Origin of the sequence: Streptomyces sp. LaPpAH-108 (assembly GCF_000373625.1) — a bacterium.
GTDB lineage: Bacteria > Actinomycetota > Actinomycetes > Streptomycetales > Streptomycetaceae > Streptomyces.
Genome location: NZ_KB891995.1, coordinates 257,015 through 274,574 on the forward strand (window position 1 = coordinate 257,015; position 17,560 = coordinate 274,574).

The 17,560-nt window shown below is 68.2% G+C and carries 16 protein-coding genes; 6 read left to right on the forward strand and 10 right to left on the reverse strand.

Annotation, left to right across the window (positions count from 1 at the left end; genetic code table 11):
- Positions 1–124 precede the first annotated feature (124 nt).
- The 3 genes from B079_RS0120190 to B079_RS0120200 form a co-directional block, all read right to left on the reverse strand.
- On the reverse strand, positions 125–2,443 hold the full coding sequence (locus B079_RS0120190) for a TOMM precursor leader peptide-binding protein (protein ID WP_018547647.1): 2,319 nt from the start codon (positions 2,441–2,443) through the stop codon (positions 125–127).
- A gap of 100 nt (positions 2,444–2,543) precedes the next feature.
- Positions 2,544–2,714, reverse strand: a complete 171-nt coding sequence (locus B079_RS35260; RefSeq protein ID WP_018547648.1) for a hypothetical protein — start codon at positions 2,712–2,714, stop codon at positions 2,544–2,546.
- 171 nt (positions 2,715–2,885) lie between these two features.
- Entirely contained in the window at positions 2,886–4,034 is a 1,149-nt protein-coding gene (locus tag B079_RS0120200; RefSeq protein WP_026248879.1) for a glycosyltransferase, read from the reverse strand.
- A gap of 312 nt (positions 4,035–4,346) precedes the next feature.
- On the opposite strand from B079_RS0120200, the gene B079_RS0120205 reads away from it, so the two are divergent.
- The 6 genes from B079_RS0120205 (at position 4,347) to soxR (ending at position 10,453) form a co-directional block, all read left to right on the forward strand.
- On the forward strand, positions 4,347–5,945 hold the full coding sequence (locus B079_RS0120205; protein WP_199779942.1) for an MDR family MFS transporter: 1,599 nt from the start codon (positions 4,347–4,349) through the stop codon (positions 5,943–5,945).
- Positions 5,946–6,209: 264 nt separating this feature from the next.
- The gene (locus B079_RS0120210; RefSeq protein ID WP_018547651.1) at positions 6,210–7,271 is read left to right on the forward strand and encodes a glucose-1-phosphate thymidylyltransferase; all 1,062 of its coding nucleotides are present in this window, start codon (positions 6,210–6,212) and stop codon (positions 7,269–7,271) included.
- Positions 7,268–8,233: a dTDP-glucose 4,6-dehydratase gene (gene rfbB, locus B079_RS0120215; protein ID WP_018547652.1), complete on the forward strand. Its 966-nt coding sequence runs from the start codon at positions 7,268–7,270 to the stop codon at positions 8,231–8,233. The genes B079_RS0120210 and rfbB overlap by 4 nt, the downstream gene beginning before the upstream one ends.
- Positions 8,234–8,417: 184 nt before the next feature.
- Positions 8,418–9,011, forward strand: a complete 594-nt coding sequence (locus B079_RS32390) for a hypothetical protein (protein WP_158685029.1) — start codon at positions 8,418–8,420, stop codon at positions 9,009–9,011.
- 220 nt (positions 9,012–9,231) lie between these two features.
- A complete protein-coding gene (locus B079_RS0120225) occupies positions 9,232–9,873 on the forward strand; it encodes a DsbA family oxidoreductase (protein WP_018547654.1) in 642 nt (213 codons plus the stop codon).
- A 1-nt stretch (position 9,874) separates the two neighbouring features.
- On the forward strand, positions 9,875–10,453 hold the full coding sequence (soxR, locus tag B079_RS32395; protein WP_018547655.1) for a redox-sensitive transcriptional activator SoxR: 579 nt from the start codon (positions 9,875–9,877) through the stop codon (positions 10,451–10,453).
- Between the two features lie 36 nt (positions 10,454–10,489).
- Here the strand turns inward: soxR and B079_RS0120235 are convergent, their stop codons facing one another.
- From B079_RS0120235 to B079_RS0120265, 7 genes are all read right to left on the reverse strand, one after another.
- Positions 10,490–11,629 (reverse strand): acyl-CoA dehydrogenase family protein, encoded by a 1,140-nt coding sequence (locus B079_RS0120235; protein WP_018547656.1) that lies wholly within the window; start codon positions 11,627–11,629, stop codon positions 10,490–10,492.
- A gap of 130 nt (positions 11,630–11,759) precedes the next feature.
- The gene (locus B079_RS0120240; RefSeq protein ID WP_234016825.1) at positions 11,760–12,743 is read right to left on the reverse strand and encodes a Gfo/Idh/MocA family protein; all 984 of its coding nucleotides are present in this window, start codon (positions 12,741–12,743) and stop codon (positions 11,760–11,762) included.
- Between the two features lie 8 nt (positions 12,744–12,751).
- Positions 12,752–14,092 (reverse strand): NDP-hexose 2,3-dehydratase family protein, encoded by a 1,341-nt coding sequence (locus B079_RS0120245; protein ID WP_018547658.1) that lies wholly within the window; start codon positions 14,090–14,092, stop codon positions 12,752–12,754.
- Positions 14,092–14,883, reverse strand: a complete 792-nt coding sequence (locus tag B079_RS0120250; RefSeq protein ID WP_158685031.1) for a DUF6081 family protein — start codon at positions 14,881–14,883, stop codon at positions 14,092–14,094. Before B079_RS0120250 ends, B079_RS0120245 begins: the two co-directional genes overlap by 1 nt.
- Positions 14,884–14,927: 44 nt before the next feature.
- Positions 14,928–15,947, reverse strand: a complete 1,020-nt coding sequence (locus B079_RS0120255; protein ID WP_018547660.1) for an LLM class flavin-dependent oxidoreductase — start codon at positions 15,945–15,947, stop codon at positions 14,928–14,930.
- Between the two features lie 42 nt (positions 15,948–15,989).
- Positions 15,990–16,757, reverse strand: coding sequence for an SDR family oxidoreductase (locus B079_RS0120260; RefSeq protein WP_018547661.1), 768 nt, complete (start codon positions 16,755–16,757; stop codon positions 15,990–15,992).
- Positions 16,757–17,512: an SDR family NAD(P)-dependent oxidoreductase gene (locus B079_RS0120265; protein ID WP_018547662.1), complete on the reverse strand. Its 756-nt coding sequence runs from the start codon at positions 17,510–17,512 to the stop codon at positions 16,757–16,759. Before B079_RS0120265 ends, B079_RS0120260 begins: the two co-directional genes overlap by 1 nt.
- Between the last annotated feature and the right edge of the window lie 48 nt (positions 17,513–17,560).

Consider the following 17,560-nt stretch of genomic DNA (forward strand, 5'->3'; position numbering starts at 1 on the left):
GGGATCGGACCGGGCAGCCTCGGTTCCGGGACATGACGGCAGGGGCGAACTTTCCGCCGGTGTGGAGTCCGCCGCAGGTAGCGAGCCCGCCGGTTCCACCGGCGCCGCAGGGATGCCGTACGGGTCAGACGAACAGCGGCGTGGGGTTGAGGAGTTCGTACGGTGTGGGTTCGTCGAGCCGGCCGAGTTCGACCGGCACGTCGAAGAGGCGCCCTGGCGCGAAACGTGGCCAGAAATGACGCATCCCGGGTATGACGACTTTGACGACCGGGAGGTCCACGTCAGGTCGTGTCTGGTCGAGCACGAGTACGTTCAGTCCCCGAGCACGGGCGGCTTCCGTCAGCGCGGTGACGTCCTCGCGGAGATCCGCGCGCGGCTCGTACGCCCAGTGGTCCGGTCCGCTCCGTGGCAGGCCAGGATCAGGCAGCAGATGAGGGTTCCTGCCGACGGTGGCTCTGCGCCACCAGGAGACGGCGCATCGGTCATCGACTCGGTAACCCGTGCCGTCCGGCCGGGCGTCGATGACCGCAGGCAGCAGTTGCCCCATCTCTGTGAGTGCGCGACGCACCGCCACAGCCGGGTCGAGGTGGGCGCCGAAGCCGAACAGAATGTCCTCGGCCTGCCCGGAAGCCCGGGCGGTGGTTCGGCGGGACAGCGCGGCGATCACCGGAATGCCGAAGTCGGAGGTGAGGTCGAGCGCCCAGACCTCCCGGCCCAGTGACCGGTACCCGTTGCGCAGCGATTCGATCCAGGCACTGCCCGAGTTGATGAAGGCGTCCAGGTCACAGGCCGGAGCACGGGTGCGGTTGTACCACCAGAGGGCGACGGCGTCACGTTCCACCAGCTCCAGGAACCCCTGGACGAAGGCGTCTTCACGGCTGGAGCCCGCGGCGTTTCCATTGGAGTCGGCGCGCAGCGGTGAGCCGGGGTCCATGTCGAAGAAGAGGAGCGAGGTGGGCAGGAGCCGCTGGGCGCCGTCCGTCATGGACCACACCGGTGTCCAGTCCAGGGGTGCCTCTTCGTCGAAGGGACGCCCGACGTACTGGAAGGGAGACCCTGACGAGTTCCAGGTGTCCCGATCACGCAGCTGGCGTGGGTCGTAGAGCCGTACCGTGTCCGGGTGCACGGCGATGGAACCGAGAGCTCGAAAACTGTCGTGGACCACGGGCTCGTCGCCGTGTCGGGTGCCGCAATGACGCTCGACCGCCTCGCACAGCGCGCCGACCCTGGCCTCTTGCTCGGTCAGCCCCTTGCCGCCGCTGAGGGTGCGCAGGCCCGCGCTGTGGCCGTTCCTCGCCGGGGCACGCATCGCCAGATTCTGTCCCGAGAGGCAGGACTGGATGAACGAGGGTGCTCGCGGATCGCGTCGTACCTCGCGTACGACACCGGTGAGAGGACTCACCAGGTGGCGGTAGCGCTCCCACACCTCCTCCGGTGCCATCGCCCGATGTCCGTCCCCGGCTCCGGCGGCCTTCGGGCGGGACCGGGGCAGGAAGGGAGCGGACATCCGGGCGGTGACGAGTCCGGGGTCACCGCAGGAAGGGCACTGAGGCAGTCGGGATACCTGGTTCCAGGAGGCATCGAGCGTGACCATGTCGAGCACGTGCACGGCGTCCAGAGCGGAACATGGCGCACCCGCGAGGAACTTGGCCAGCTCCAGGACAGCGGTGTGCAGGCCGATCGCCCGCCCGGCGGCCAGCGAGGCGTCGGGTCGGGCGACCGGGCCGACATCGCCCAGAATCCGATGAAGCACGTCTTCCGAGCTGTCGTGTATGCGCAAGCGGGCCGCGAGGCAGTGCCAGCAGGGTCCTCCTTCGGAAGGCCGTAGCAGGGGGCCGGTCCAGGAGGAAGGACCGCCGGGCCTGGCCAGGAGCCAGGGCTGCCCGGTCGCGCGCTGACGGGCATCGATCGCGGCGATACGCGAGTCGAGGTGATCGGCGCAGAGAACGAGCAGGACAGCAGCGTCGTCCAAGGCAGGACGTGGAACGGCAGTGTCCGTCGGGTCGACGAGGGCGTCCAGACCGGACGCGGCACACGCCGCTCGCGCCTCCTCGGCGGACACCGGACCGCTCAGGACCGTGATCCGTACCTTCGGCCGTGGCGGTGAGGCCGTGCCGAGCATGTCCCAGAACGCTTCGGCCGACGGGTCACGGCATTCTTCGTCCGGTGGGACGAACGCGCGGAGCAGTCCGGCCGACCACAGCTCCGACAACGCGCCACGCAGTTCGTCCGCGGACGGGTGGGCGGGCTCGGGGGAGGCCGCAGGAACGGTCCTCGTGTCATGAGGCCGCCCCGGGACGACGGTCGTGCCGGAGGCCCCCGTGCTCGCCATCGCCGCGAGCAGTACCTCCGTCGGCGTGCGGGTGCCGTCGAGCAGAGGGGCGAGAGTCTCGGCGGCGGTGCCACGTACGACGCGCAGGCCCTGACCCGAGGCCAAGTACACCGCCTCACCCGACGCGACGAAGCAGCGCAGGTGACTGCGCCACCCGATTCGAGGTGTCTCTTCTTCGCCCACTGCTCCCCCTCTGCGTATGCCGACGCGGTCAGGCTGTGGCGGGATCACCCGGTTCAGGGGTCAGAACGCAGAGGGTGAACAGCGCGGTCGTGTCGAGGTCCGGGGCATCCAGGTCCTCGATCGTCAGTGTGCTCGAACCCGGCGCGGGCTCGGTGAGGACGAAGGACCAGTCGGGGCTTGTGGCGAGGGTCTGGTTCATGGGGCTCCTTCCAAGAATTCCAGCAGTTCCACGGTCGACGTTCGTACGGATGTGGGTTCGGATGCCGTGACGCGCTCTCTCGGCTGGATTGTGTGAACATCCCTTGATCAGAGAACAGTGACCTCGTCACCAATCCGGCATGACAGATTCACGGTCCCTCGGACTGTGAAGTCACCCTCCGGCATGAGTGCGCACCAGATCCTCGATCTTCAGCGTCACCTCATGGGGTGCGGGAAGAGCGGCGATCTCCAGCCTCAGCTCATCGGTCCTGGCCCGGTACGACGGATCTTCCAGCAGTTCCCGGCACGCCTTGACCACGTTGTCGGGCGAGTCGTCCTTGCCCGAGGTCAGCATGATCGCGGCACCGTACTCCGCGAGCCGCTCGGACATCCCCACCTGCTTGGGCATCGCGGGGATCACCAGCTGCGGTACCCCGCACACGATCGCGTGCAGCATCGTGTTGCCTCCGGCCCGGTGGACGAGCAGGTCGCAGGTGCGCAGCACGACGTCGAGCGGCAGCCAGCCCGCCCGTACGTTGTCCGGCAGCTCACCCAAGGCGTCCGCCATCGCCTGGGGCGCGGCGATGAGCAGTTCCACGTCCAGTCCCGCGACCTTGTCCACGAGTGCCGACAAGGCATCCGCCTCGTAATCGGCGGTGACCCGGCTGCCCGCCGAGACCAGTACGCGTGGACGGTCGCCCTTCGAGTACATCCAGGGTTCCAGCTCCCGCTGGGTGTTGAAGGGCACGTACCGCATGAACTGGGCGGGTCCGGCGTCCGGGCGCCGGGCTCCGGGCGGACAGATCTCGATGTACATGTCCGGATCCGGAATGCCGGACAGGCCCCTCTCCTCCAGCTCGGGAGCCAGCTCCGCGGCGGCGGAGAGGTCGATGATGGACGGCTCCCCCATGTTGAGCGCGTGCCGTACCCAGGGCAGGCCGAACTGATGGGCCACCAGGGGGGCCGCGTACGACAGCGCGCCCGCGACCAGTACGTCCGGCCGCCACCTCTCGACGAGCGGGACGAGGCCCTCCAGACTGCCCAGTGCCAGGCGGGCCATGCCGCGGCCGTTGAAGAGGTTGCGCTCGTGCGGGTCCTTGGGGATTTCCAGCGGGTTGCCGTGCCGATCGCGCTGCATGAAGTCGAACATGGTCCGCGGTGTGATCGCGGCACCCGGCAGACCGGTCGCGGCAACCAGCGGCATCACGTTCTCCGTGGCCCCGACGATCACTTCGTGGCCGGCGTTGCGCGCGGCCAGCGCCAGCGGGGTGATGGGGAACACGGCTCCCGCGCTTCCTCCGGACACAAACAGGAATCTCATGGCCGCGCACGCTACGGAGCGCGGGTCGAGCCTGCCTCGAGCGCGCTGGAGGTGATCACCCGGGCGGGCCGGCGCGGGCTCGCCCGAGAGGGAATTGAGAGAAGTCCTAGTGGAGTCCCGCACCATCCCTCTTGACCTCTAGTGCACTAGAGGTTTCATCCTGGGCCGGCGCCGCCGACTCCTCTCTCGATGTCCCGACAGCCCCGTCGAACCCGAAGGAAGAAACTCCCGATGACAGAGACAGCGAAGCCGGGCTCTCCCCCGCCCGATTCGAGTGCCACAGCGTTGGACCGGCGCAGAATCAGGTGGATCATGGCCGGCCTTCTGCTCGGCCTGTTCATGTCGGCTCTTGATCAGACGATCATCTCCGCCGCGCTGCGCACGATCGCGGACGACCTCAACGGGCTGTCCGAGCAGGCATGGGCGAACACGTCTTACATGATCACTTCGGTGATCACGACAGCTCTCTACGGCAAGCTGTCCGACATATACGGTCGTCGGCCGGTCTACTGCTCCGCGGTCGCCATCTTCGTGCTCGGCTCAGTGCTGTCGGGTCTCGCCCAGTCGATGACCACTCTCGCGGTCTTCCGGGGCATCCAGGGCCTGGGCGCAGGCGGTCTGATGAGTCTGGCGTTCGCGATCCTCACCGACCTGGTGCCGCTCACCGAACGCAGCCGCTATCAGGCGTGGTTCGGCGCGGTCTTCGGCGTGGCCGCGGTCGTCGGCCCGGTGGCGGGTGGCTTCTTCGCCGGGCTCGACAGCTTCCTGGGTGCGACCGGCTGGCGCTGGGCCTTCTTCATCAACGTACCGATCGGCGTGGCGGCTGCCCTGATCATCGTTTCGCTGGTCCGGGCGCAGCCGAACCGTGTCCAGCACAAATTCGACATCGCGGGGCTTCTCGCACTGATCGCGTGCCTCCTGCCGCTGCTCTTCGCCGTTGAGCAGGGGCCTGTGTGGGGCTGGACCGATTCGGGAACGCTCACGCTCTTCGGCGTCGGAGCCCTCGGTCTGGTGCTGTTCCTGCTGGCGCAGAGGCGGGCGGGAGACGCTGCGCTACTGCCCACCCCGATGTTCCGGAACCCGCTCTTCTCCCTGTACAACGGCGTGAACATCCTGGTGGGAGCGGCGGTCTTCGGAGCGCTTTCCGTACTGCCGCTCTACCTCCAGATGGTCAAGGGTCTGTCCCCGACCCAGGCGGGGCTGATGATGCTTCCGCAGACGCTCGGCATCGTCGCCGCCGGCCGGATCTCGGGGCCTTACGTCACCAAGGCGGGCCGGTACAAGACCGTTCTCCTCGGCGGTCTCGTGCTGATGGTCATCGCGACATTCGGCTTCGGCACCCTCGATGTGGGTACGCCTCTATGGCAGACCGGCATCGCCGCTGGGGTGATGGGCTTCGGAATCGGTCTGTGCTGGCAGGTCATGCTCATCGCCATTCAGACCGGTGTGGCCCCGCAGTACATGGGCGCGGGTATGGGCTCGTTCACGTTCTTCCGGCAGATCGGTGGTACTGCCGGTATCGCGGTGTTCCTGTCGCTGTTCTTCGGGGCGGTCAGCGAGAGGGTCACGGCCGCCTACCGGGATGCCGCCACCGATCCCGCCTATACGGCGGCGCTCCGCGATCCGTCGGTGACCGGTCAGGCCGCCAACCAGGTTCTGCTGAAGGCCCGTGACGGGTCCGTGCCGCTCGACAACAGTTCCTTCCTGGAACAGGCTGACCCAAGGCTCGCGCGGCCGTTCCTGGAGGGTATGGCCGAGGCCATGCAGACGGTCTTCGTGGTCAGCGGGGTCATGTTGCTGATCGCCTTCTTCCTTGCCGTCGTGCCGAAGGAGAAGCGTCGGGACACCCCTGGAGCCGCAGCGCCGGGTGATGCGAAGGAGACGGGGAAGCAACCCGCCGGAAAGGGCTGAGTCCGCGGCATCCGCCCGAGCGGGCGCGTGGCGCCCGCCCTGGTACCGGACGTGTACTACTTCCCCCGCGTGCACGTCCTGGAAGGGGCCGACCCATGGTCGGCCCCTTTCGCCGTGCCCGGGCTCCCGGCGGTTCACCCCCACGTCCAGGTCCGGAGTCCAGCTGGATTGGACACGCCCTCTAGGTGGACCGCACAGAATCGAGCGCGTGGCCAAGGCCCGTGACCACGCGGCCAGGGGCGAAGGTAGGAGTGAAGGGTTGCCATGAAGGCGCTGATTCTGTCCGGAGGGATGGGGACCAGGTTGCGTCCCTTCACCTATTCCATGCCGAAGCAGTTGGTGCCCGTTGCCAACAAGCCGATCCTGGTGCACTGCCTGGAGAACATCCGCGCCATCGGCGTCAAGGAGGTGGCCGTCGTCGTGGGTGACCGCGCCGACGCGATCCGGGCGGTGGTCGGTGATGGCTCCGCCTTCGGTCTGCGTGTCACCTATCTTCCGCAGGCGGCTCCGCTGGGGCTCGCCCACTGTGTCTCGCTCGCGGAGGAATTCCTCGGTGACGACGACTTCGTGATGTACCTGGGCGACAACATCCTCGCCGAGGGCATAGCCGACTCCGCACGGGCCTTCCGCGCCGACCCGTCCGCCGCCCGGCTGCTGCTCACCAAGGTGGGTGACCCACGCGCGTACGGTGTGGCCGAGGTCGATTCCGGCGGGCGGGTTCGCGCCCTGGTGGAGAAGCCCGCGCAGCCGCGCAGCGACCTCGCGGTGATCGGGGTCTACTTCTTCACTCCCGCCGTCCATGAAGCGGTCCGGGCCATAGAACCCAGCGCGCGCGGTGAACTGGAGATCACCGACGCCATCCAGTACCTGGTGGACCGGGGCGACCGAGTCGTCGCGGACGAATACCTCGGATACTGGAAGGACACCGGCAGCCCCGACGATCTGCTGGACTGCAACCGGGTGCTTCTCGACCGGCTGCGTCCGGCGATGCGCGGTGGGATGGATACCGTCAGCACGGTCGAGGGCCCGGTGGTCGTCGAGGACGGCGCGGTCGTGGAGCGTTCACGGCTCGTCGGGCCGCTCGTGGTCGGTGCGGGAAGCGTGGTCCGGGACAGCGACCTGGGTCCGTACACCGCCCTTGGCAGGGACTGCGTCCTGGACGACGCCGGCATCCGCGACTCGATCGTCCTCGACGGGGTCACCATCCAGGGAGTCCGCAGACTGTCCGGCTCGCTCATCGGGCGTTCGGCCGCGGTACGCCCGGGCGATCCGACCAGCCGCCGTCTCATCATCGGAGACCACACACAGGCGGAGGTGGCGGCATGAGGGTCCTGGTCACCGGTGGTGCGGGGTTCATCGGCTCGCACTACGTGCGGAAGATCCTCGCCGGCGGCTACCCGGAGTCCGAAGACGTCACCGTCACGGTCATCGACCGCCTGACCTACGCGGGGCGGCGTGACAACTTGCCCGCCGCGCACCCCCGTCTCACGTTCATCAAGGGCGACATCTGCGACCGTGAGGTGCTCGACCGGACCGTACCGGGGCACGACGCCATCGTGCACTTCGCGGCGGAGTCCCACGTCGACCGTTCCCTCACCGAGGCCGGCGGGTTCATCCGGACGAACGTCATGGGTACCCAGCAGCTCCTCGACACCGCGCTCCGGCACGGAGTGGCCACCGTCCTTCATGTCTCCACGGACGAGGTGTACGGCTCGGCCGAGTCCGGAAGCTGGGACGAGGAAAGCCCACTGCTCCCCAACTCCCCCTACGCGGCCTCCAAAGCCTCGAGCGACCTGATCGCCCGCGCCTACCACCGCACTCACGGCCTGGACGTACGTGTCACACGCTGCTCCAACAACTACGGCCCGCGCCAGCACCCCGAGAAGCTCATCCCGAATTTCGTCACGCGGCTCCTGACCGGCCGTAAGGTCCCGCTGTACGGGGACGGGCGGAACGTGCGGGAGTGGCTGCACGTGGACGACCACTGCCGGGCCCTGCATCTGGTACTCACCAAGGGGCGGGCCGGTGAGATCTACAACGTCGGCGGCGGCAACGCGATGAGCAATCGCGAGATGACCGTGCGCATCCTGCGGCTCCTGGGGGCGGACTGGGACATGGTGAGCCAGGTGGAAGACCGGCTCGGCCATGACTTCCGCTATGCGATCGATGACTCCAAGATCCGGGAAGAGCTCGGTTACGCACCCCGCTGGCCGATCGAGAGCGGGCTGCGCGCGGTGGTCGACTGGTATCGCGAGCATCCCGGGTTCTGGCGGACCGCGGAAGTCTGAGGCCATGCCTCGGAACAGTTCTTGACCCGGTCGGCGGATGAGGCCGCATCGCTTCTCGGACCTCGGGTCATACCGGTCGGCCGCCTTCTCCCGACCGGTCCGCGGTGGCGGCGACATCGCGCCGTGCCGCATGCAGGTATCAGCCATCAAATCCTTCAGTGGAAACGGAACTGTCATGTTTGTCATGCGCACTCGCACCGCAGCTCTCGCCGTCCCGCTGGCTCTGAGCGCTCTGATAGTGACTACCTCCGGTGCTCAGGCGGCGCCGGTGAAGACCTACTTCGACTGCCGTGTCGGCACCACCACCGGTCTGGCCTACAGCGAGTACGTGGACGCGGTCGCCCCGGCCACCGTCCGCCCCGGTGCCCTCTTCGACGTCACCCTCGATCCCGCTCCCATCACCCCGAACCCCGCCTACAACAAGGAAGTCAGCAACGTCGCGCTCCAGTTCAAGCTGCCCGCGGGGGCACAGGTCGTTTCCTCCGAGGTCGCCGACGGTGGCACCGCTGGTACTCCGTCGCTCGAGGTCGACGGGACGAAGGCCGTGCTGCGTGCCGCCGGACCGTTTGCGGCCAACGTCCCCTTCGACCTGCCCAAGGTGACCTTCACGCTGAAGGCCCCGGCGAAGAAGACCACTCTGAACACCGCTTTCGGCGGCACCTCTCACGACGACCCGGGGTTCAGCTGGACGTTCATCTCCTCGAACTGGGACGGCGAGGCCCACCTCGACTGCTGGCCGGACCAGCCGATCGCCCTGACGAAGACACGCGTCAAGTAAGCCGGACATGGCAGGTGCGCATACACCGTCATGACGGCGCCGGCCGGCCCTCGAAGGGTCGGCCGGCGCCGTCATGACGGGTCCGGTGGTCGGACGGAGCCCAGTGGGAAGCGAGGAGCCCTGACGTGCCCGGCTTGACCTCCAGTGCGGTCGAGGTTGCAGTCTGAAGAGGAACGATCACGGCGTAGGGCTAACAGGAGCGGCAAGTGGGGAGAGCGCAGTGAAGGTCGAGATCTGGTCGGACATCATGTGCCCGTGGTGCTACATCGGCAAGGCGCGGCTCGACAAGGCGATCGAGAGTCTGGACGGCCGGGACGGCTTCAGCCGTGATGACGTCGAGATCGTGTGGCGTAGCTTCGAACTTCGGCCGGACCAGCCCCGAACCCCCGGTGCTACGCTCGGAGAGATGATGCGGGCGAACCTCGGTCTCCAACCCGGTGAGACGGTCGAGCTGTTCGAGAAGATCCGTGTCCTCGGTGAGGCCGAGGGCCTGGACATCCGGCTGGTCGGTGTACGCCCTGTGAACTCCTTCGATGCCCAGCGCCTCGTCCATCTCGCCGCCGAGCACGGCAGCGCCGACAGGATGAAGAGCGAGCTCTTCCGCGCCTACCTGACCGAGCAGCGTAATGTCGCGGATCACGAGGTGCTGGTCGAGGTGGCGAGCGCCGCGGGGCTGGACCCCGAAGCCGTACGCGAGGTGCTCGCGGGTGACGCCTATGCGGAGGACGTGCGTGAGGACGAGCGAGCGGCTGCTCGCAGGGGAGTGACGGGGGTGCCGACCGTCTTCGTGGACGGTGTGCGCGTCTCCACCGGGGTACCGAGCGTGGAGCAGTTCCGACAGGCTTTGGCGGACGGCGCTTGACATGACCGTCGGTCGCCCGGCCCACCACGTCACCGAACTCACGGTCGGACAGCTCTCGGCACGCAGCGGTGTCGCGGTGACGGCACTCCACTTCTACGAGTCCAAGGGCCTCATCAAAAGCCGTCGCACACCCGGAAATCAGCGTCGCTACACCCGGGACACGCTTCGTCGCATCTCGGTGATCCGGGTGGCGCAGCGCATGGGTATTCCGCTGAGCACGGTGCGGGAGGCGCTTGCGGAGCTGCCGGAAGAACGCACTCCCACCAGGGAGGACTGGGCCCGGCTCTCCAGGCGCTGGCGAGCGGACCTCAATGAGCGGATCGAGCAATTGCTCGCTCTGCGCGACGGGTTGGAGGACTGCATCGGCTGCGGCTGCCTCTCCGTCCGCGACTGTCCGCTCACCAACCCGTATGACCAGCTCGGCGAGGAGGGCCCAGGGCCGCGCAGGCTGGTTCAGGACAGGACGGGCGCGGCCGGGCGACGGCGTGCCCCGACCGCGCCCGTCACGGACCCGTGCGGTGGTGCCGGCGAGTCCTGCGGCGGTGGCGATGACGCTGTGGAGACCGGTCTGGCAGGCTGAACCAGCCAGGCTCAGACAGTGCGGAAGTGCGGTATGTCAGCGCGCGTGCGGGTGGTGGACCTCACGGGCGTACGCCTCGGCAGCCGCTCCGAATCCCAGGACCACATGACCGGCGGCGGAGTGCGCGTCCCGCCAGTGGCGCTGCAGGGGGGCGGACGCCTGATGGGCACGTGTGCCGGCTGAGGCGAAAAGGCGGTCCACCGCGGCGGTGGACAGCTCGGCGGCGAAGGCGCAGTCCCGGCTGCTGCGGGCGATGTCCAGGGCGGTCACGTCGCCCGTGTCGGCCGTCCGAGCCGTCTTCATCAGAAGCAAGGACGCGGCATCCACCTCGCACGAGGCCCGCCCCAAGGCGCTTGCGGCCGGGCTGTCCAGGCCGCCTGAGCCCGATGTGTGGCGGGGGGCGGTTCCCTCGAGCCATGCCGTCAGCGCCGCGCGTGCCGTGCCGAGCACCGGTGCGGCGAAGCAGAGCCCGTTCACGGCCTTGAGCGGCACTCGGTGGCAGGCGGCGCGGGCATCCTCCGCCACCCCTGTGGCCACCGCGTCCCGCGTGAACGTCAGCGCGTCGGGCACGAACACGTCCTCGATGTGCAACGTGTTGCTGCCCGTACCTCGCATGCCCACCGATGACCAGGTGTTCGATGTGCTGCAACGGTGCCGGGGGATCGCGAAGAACCGTGCCACCGGGTGGTCCTCGATGGTCATCGAGCAGACCAATGCCCAGTCCGCGTAGTCCACGACGCTGACATAGGGCCATGTTCCGTTGATTCGCCACCCGCCTTCTTCGCGTCGGGCCCGGCCGAGCGGCATCAGCGCACCCACGATCAGGGTGTCCGGGCCCTCCGCCCAGATCTCCCGTCGGCCCGCCTCGGGCAGATAAGCCGCCATCCTGCCGAGCGAAGCCGTCAGGGAAGCCGCCCAGGCGGCCGAAGCACAGCCCTCGCCGACCAGAGCGACAGCCCGTACGATCTCCTCGAACGTTCCCGCGTCACCACCATGATGTCGCGGCACGAAATGGCGGGCGAATCCGGCGTCCAGCATCGCTTGGACAACCTCCGGAGCGAGCCGGTGGTCCCGCTCGGCGGCCTGGGCGTGTTCCGCCGCGATCTTCTTGACATCGGTTGCCGCGACTGTCACTCGTGCGGTTGTTTCGATGTGGTGCGTCTGCCGTGTCGGCATCCTGGTCAGTCCTTCCGGAGGTGCCTGTGACCGGTCTGCGTGCCAGCCTCACGCGCCGTGCTCGAGCGGGACCACGAGGTCGGCTGGAATTCCGCGAGGTCGTCCGGTTGCGCTCGACATGTCTCGTTCGTCAGGTGGCTGCGATGTCGGCGCGGTCGCGCACCGCGTCGACCAGGTCGGCTTGACGGAGAACGTCCGCGGCCGCCGCGTCGTCCGGTGCGCACTGCCGCGCGGCACGACGCACCGCGTCGGCGAAGGAGGCGACAGCGGCCGTCGTCTGATCATGAGCGGGTAGCGCACGCTCCTCGACGACCCCTGCCCGTTCGATGCGCAGCACCGGTTGATGGTCGGCGGGCGGTGTGTACGCGCGGTCCAGCGCGATGGTTCCCGCGCTGCCCAGCAGCTGCCAGCAGGCCGTGTAGGCGTGTGCCATGCCGAAGAGCAACTGGGCGCTTGTTCCCGTGCGGGGATCACCGAGGAGGACACCGCCGCCCACATCGACCCCGGTGGGCCGATCGTGATGGAGAACCGAGCCATGAACGTCCAGGCGGGCGCCGAGCAGGAGCGATGCCAGCCGGAGGGGGTAGACGCCGATGTCGAGGAGAGCCCCGCCGTCCAGGTCGGCTCGGTAACGGATGTCGTCCGCCGGCCGCGGTGGCACGGTGAACGAGGCGGTCAGAGCGCGGACTTCGCCGATCACGCCGGAGTCCACCAGCTCACGGACCGTCGAGTAGGCCGGGTGATGAAGAAAGAGGTAGTTCTCGGCGAGGACGAGGCCACGCTCACGGGCCAGGGCGAGCAGCCGCGTGGTGTCGGCGGCCCGCGAGGTCAGTGGCTTCTCGGCGAGAACATGCTTGCCGGCGTGCAGCGCCCGCTCGGCCCACGGGGCATGCAGCGCGATCGGAAGGGGCACGTACACGGCGTCCACATCAGGTCGTGCAAGGAGCGCGTCATACCCTTCTACGGGTGCACAGCCGAAAGCCCCTGCCGCTGCGCGGGCCTTGGCCGCGTCGCGGCTCGCCAGCGCCGTCACCGTGGTGTGGGGCGACGCGGCGAACGCCGGAAGCATTTTTCGCAGGGCGATGTCGGCACACCCCATGACGCCGATCCGCACGGGGGCCCTCATCGTGGGGTTCCGTGTCCGGGTAGCGTCCGGACACTGGTCAACAGCGTGCGGGCTTCCACATTGACGAGGTTGCCCAAGCGGCCCGCTCGCATCAGCTGGTGCAGCGTCATCCAGGTGTAGTCCGGTGACGTGTCGACGGGGAGGTCGTTCCCGTCCATGACGAGATAGCGGTTCTCCGCGTGGTAGAACCGGCCTCCCTCCTCCGAGTGGACCACGTCCAGGAGGAGTTGTCGGGGCCGAGCGCCCAGCATGGCGTCGAGGTAGGGAGGCCGAGGGGATCCGTTGGGGAGGTTTCCGGGATTGCACTGCACGGTCGGCGCCAGTTCGACGATGTCGAACGTGCCTGCTTCGGCGCGTGCCTGTACCAGGAGATGACGTTCGCCGCCTATTTCCTTGCTCACGAATCCGATGACCCCGCGACCTACCGGAGCGAGCATCGGCTGGGACCATGAGGAAACCTCACGGCTTTCGGCTTCGACGTCGACTCCGATGATCCGGAAGTATCGTCCGTCCTCGTGGAATATCTCGCCCCGCTCGCTGTCGCGGTGCCAGCCGGTCACCTGGCTCAAAGGTATTCTCGTCCGCTGGGAACGGTGCCGGACCTTCGCCTCGGTGAACCAGTGGAGCAGGTCGGTGGTGTCGTTCAGCGGCTTACTCGCCGTATGCCGGTGAGCGCCGGGTTCCTCGCTCGCTGCCTGGTCCGCGGGCAGTCCCGCCAAGACGGTCCGTGCGTCCATGTTCACGAGGTTGTCCACCCGCAACAGATCCGCCATGGCCGGCCGGGGGATCCAGCAGAAGTCCTCGTGCACCGGCACGTCATCGGTCGTCTCGACGACGATGTTGCGGTTGCGCTTGCCCAGGAACCAGGAGCCCTGCTCGCTCTGGAGTGCGTCGTAGTGGACCCGGTCGCCGGCGCCGGGAGCCAGGAAATGGTCGATATACCGTACGGCGTCCCCGCGATGCACCCTCGTGTAGTTGCTGAACGTGGCCTGTACGGTCGGAGACAATTGAACCGTATTCACGTTACCGGGTTCCATTTTCGCCTGCATCAGCAGGTGTGGAATTCCGTCGAAACGCTTCATGAGAATGCCCAGTACGCCATTTTCCGGCTGCCGGATGATCGGCTGTGTCCATGCGGCTCCCTCAGGGATTTCTCGCGTGAAGCGCAGTCCCTCGATCGAGAAGAAGCGACCGCTGCGATGCCTGATGTCGCCGGTTCGGGAATCCGTGTACCAGCCGTCGAGTTCGTGCAACGGTGCGAGTGCGGTGCGGTAGCGGTGGGCGGCGCGGCGCTCGGCGAACCAAGAATGGAATTCCGTGATGTCGTCGACCCGCATCAGTACGCCGTCACTTCCGCGGTCGTGGACGAACGGACGACGGACAGGGGGCCGACACCGAAACGGATCCCCTGGCCGTGCGGGGTTTCCGCGATCAGCGCCATTCCCGGGACCAGGAAGCTGGACCGCACGAGTTCCAGCGCCCCCGGTGTCGATGAGTCGGGCCGTGCCGGAGCGGGAAGAGGCTCTCCGAGTCGTTCCACGGCGAACACCTCTGTCCCGTCGAGTATCCATCGGGCGTGCCCGGTTCCCGAGTCGACCACGAGAGCGCAGTCGTGGCGGTCCGTGGAGGAACGGCCGGCGATCGGAACGGAGTAGGAGAAGCCGCCCCGCCCGTTCGCCCCGCCGGGTACGCGGCCGTAGAGCGCCCACAGCCGACGTCCCGTCAAGGCGAAGTCCAGGACCAGGCCCGCTTCCCGGTCCAGCGCTATCAGCGCGCCCGAACCCTCACCGACCTCATCGGCCTTCTCTCCCCATGTCTCGGCCGAGAGCATCGCGGAGAAGGTCAACGTGGCTCCCGCGGTCTCCAAGGAGGGACCGAACGCGGACCAGCGCAAATGGTCGACAGGCTCTCCTGGCGGGGACACCGCGAACCTGGGCTGCCCCGTGACCGGATCGCGATCGGCGGGTTCGATCACCAGACCGCCGCCGTTCGCGGCCGGTCGTGCCACGCCGTCCCCGGCGGTCAGTCGCCCTGCGGGCCGCAGGGACCAGGGGCCTGCTGCGGCCCGGCCGTTCGGGGCGCGTACCCGCAGCCCGTGGCTGAAGCTGTCATGGAACAAGAGCGTCATGGTGTTCTCCGAGCTGGCGGTGAGGGCGTACGAGGCGGCAGGGCTCAGTCAGTCGGAATGCCGGAGCGTTCGAACGCGAGAGCGGCCGCTTCGACCAGGGACAGTCGGCCGCGCAGATCGGTCGCGGCGGCGGAGACCATGACGCCGAGGGTCGTCACGCCCGCGTCGGCATAGGCGCGCATCCGGTCCGCGATTCGGTCGACGGGGCCGATCAGCGCCGTCCGGTCGATGAAGGCAAGGGGGAGTGCCGCCCCCGCGCCCGCGCGGTCTCCGGCTTCCAGCCGCGCCAGGAAGGCACTCACCGCTGTCGAATAGCCCATGGCACGGGCCATTTCGCAGTAGAAGTTCTTGTCGGGGTCTCCGATGCCCATCAAGTAGACGTACTGACCACGGAGCAGATCGGCTGCCTCTTCCACGGTGCGGGCGATGGCGGTGGGCAGGCTGGGCAGGACCTCGAAGCCGTCCATGCCGACGGCGCCCCGGCCTTTCCTGATTTCGGCCACACCTTCCATCACCGCTTCGGGTGAGGTGAAGACGCCGAGCCAGCCGTCCGCGATTTCGCCCGCCAGCCGCAGATTGCGCGGTCCCACCGCGGCGAGCAGGACGGGTATCCGTCTCGGCTCTCGGTCGGTCAGCACATGGAGGGGGGCCGCTCCGCCGACTTCAAAGTACGGTCCCCGGTGGACGACCGGCTCGCCGTCCAGGGCTCGCCGGACGATCGCGACGTACTCGCGGGTGCGCTCCAGAGGCCGCGCGAACGGCACGCCGTACCAGCCGACCGACACGTCAGGGTTGGAAACCCCCAGCCCCAGCCGGAAGCGGCCATTGCTCAGCGAGTCGAGAGTGGCCGCGGTCAGGGCGGCCATCGCCGGGGGACGTCCCGGAATCTGCATGGCGCCCGAGATCAGGGCGACGTGTTCGGTGACGCCCGCCGCGAGGCCGAGGACGCTGGCCGCGTCCGAGCGGTAGCCTTCAGGGGCGAGAACCGCGGCGTAGCCGAGGCGTTCCGCGGCACGGGCGAGTTCGCCCGCGCCTTGATGGACGAGATTCACAGCGAGCCGCACTCTTGGACTCCTCGGATCGTGGACGGGCTTGCCGCTTCCGGTTCACAGGAGATGAGCGCCGCCATCCACCAGCAGGACCTGACCCGTGGCGTATGTGGCGTGGATCAGGCCCGTCACGGCGGCTGCCACGTCTTCTGGACGGCCGGTCCGGCGCAGCGGTGTCGTGGTCCGGACGTGTTCGGCGATAGGGGCGAAGAACTCGCTGTTCCGCGTCCATGGCGTCTCGATCAGGCCGGGAGCGACCGCGTTGACGCGTACATGTGGCCCGACGGTATTGGCGAGCAACCGGGTCATGTGCTCGATCGCCGCCTTGCTGACCGCATAGGGAATCGAGCTTCCGGCCGGGCGGCTGCCGGCGATCGACGACACATTGATCACGCACCCGGACCCCGAGGCCGCCAGATGCGGCATCGCGGCGACGGTGGTCTGCCATGTGCCGATCACGTTGAGGCCGAGAATCTCCCGCCATACGCCGGGTGTGGCGCTCGTCAGGTCGGCATGCGGGATCGCGCGGGTCCGACCGGCGTTGTTGACCAGGACGTCCAGCCGGCCGTAGTGAGTCACCGCCGTGTCCACCAGGCGCCGGGACTCCTCTTCGTCGGAGACGTCGGCGCGTACGTAGAGAGCGTCGGGCAGTTCGGCCGCCGTCTTCTCACCTTCCTTCACCGAGCGGGCCGAATTGACGACGACGCGATATCCCTCGGTGGCCAGTTCCTGGGCGATGGTCTGCCCGATGCCCGAGGAGGAACCCGTGACCAGGGCCACGGGCGCGCCGGTCCGTGAACCCGGTGCGGGGGCGGAGGCGGCCATCAGTAGTTGCCCAGTCCGCCGCAGACGTTCATCGCCTGCGCGGTGACGGCCGCCGCGTCGTCCGTGACCAGGTACTCCACCATGGCGGCCACCTCGCGCGTCTCCACGTACCGGCCCAGCGGAACCCGGTTGGTGATCCGTTCGAACGTCTCCTGCTCGGACACCTCCCAGATGTTCGCGTAGTGCTCGCGCACCCGCTCGGCCATGGGTGTCTCCACGAATCCCGGGCAGACGGCGTTGACGGTGATGCCGGTCCGCGCGAGCTCGAGGCCCAGTGCCTTCGTCAGACCCACGACACCGTGCTTGGAGGCCGAGTACGGAACGGCGTGCACCACGCCTTGCTTGCCGCCCGTCGAGGCGATGTTGATGATGCGGCCGCGCTTCTTGGCCAGCATGCCCCCCGCGTTGAGCACTTCCTTCGTCATCAGGAACACACTCGTCAGGTTGGTGTTGATGACGTCGAGCCAGAGCTCGTCGGGGATTTCGGCGGTGGCGCCCCCACCGCTGCGGCCGGCGTTGTTGACCAGAATGTCCACCGGGCCGTACCGCTGCACCGCCGCCGCCACATAGGCGCGGATCTGCGCCGGGTCCGCGACATCGCACACCGATCCGTCCACGTCGAAGCCTTCGTCCTGGAGTTCCTTCAGCGTCCCGGCGAGACGGGCCTCGTCCCGGGCGCACAGGTAGACACGTGCGCCGAGGGCGGCCAGGCGCTTCACGATCTCCAGACCGATACCACTGGTCGCACCGGTCACCAGGACTACTGGCCTGGCCGGCCTCTTTGAGGTGTGCGGGGCCGGTCC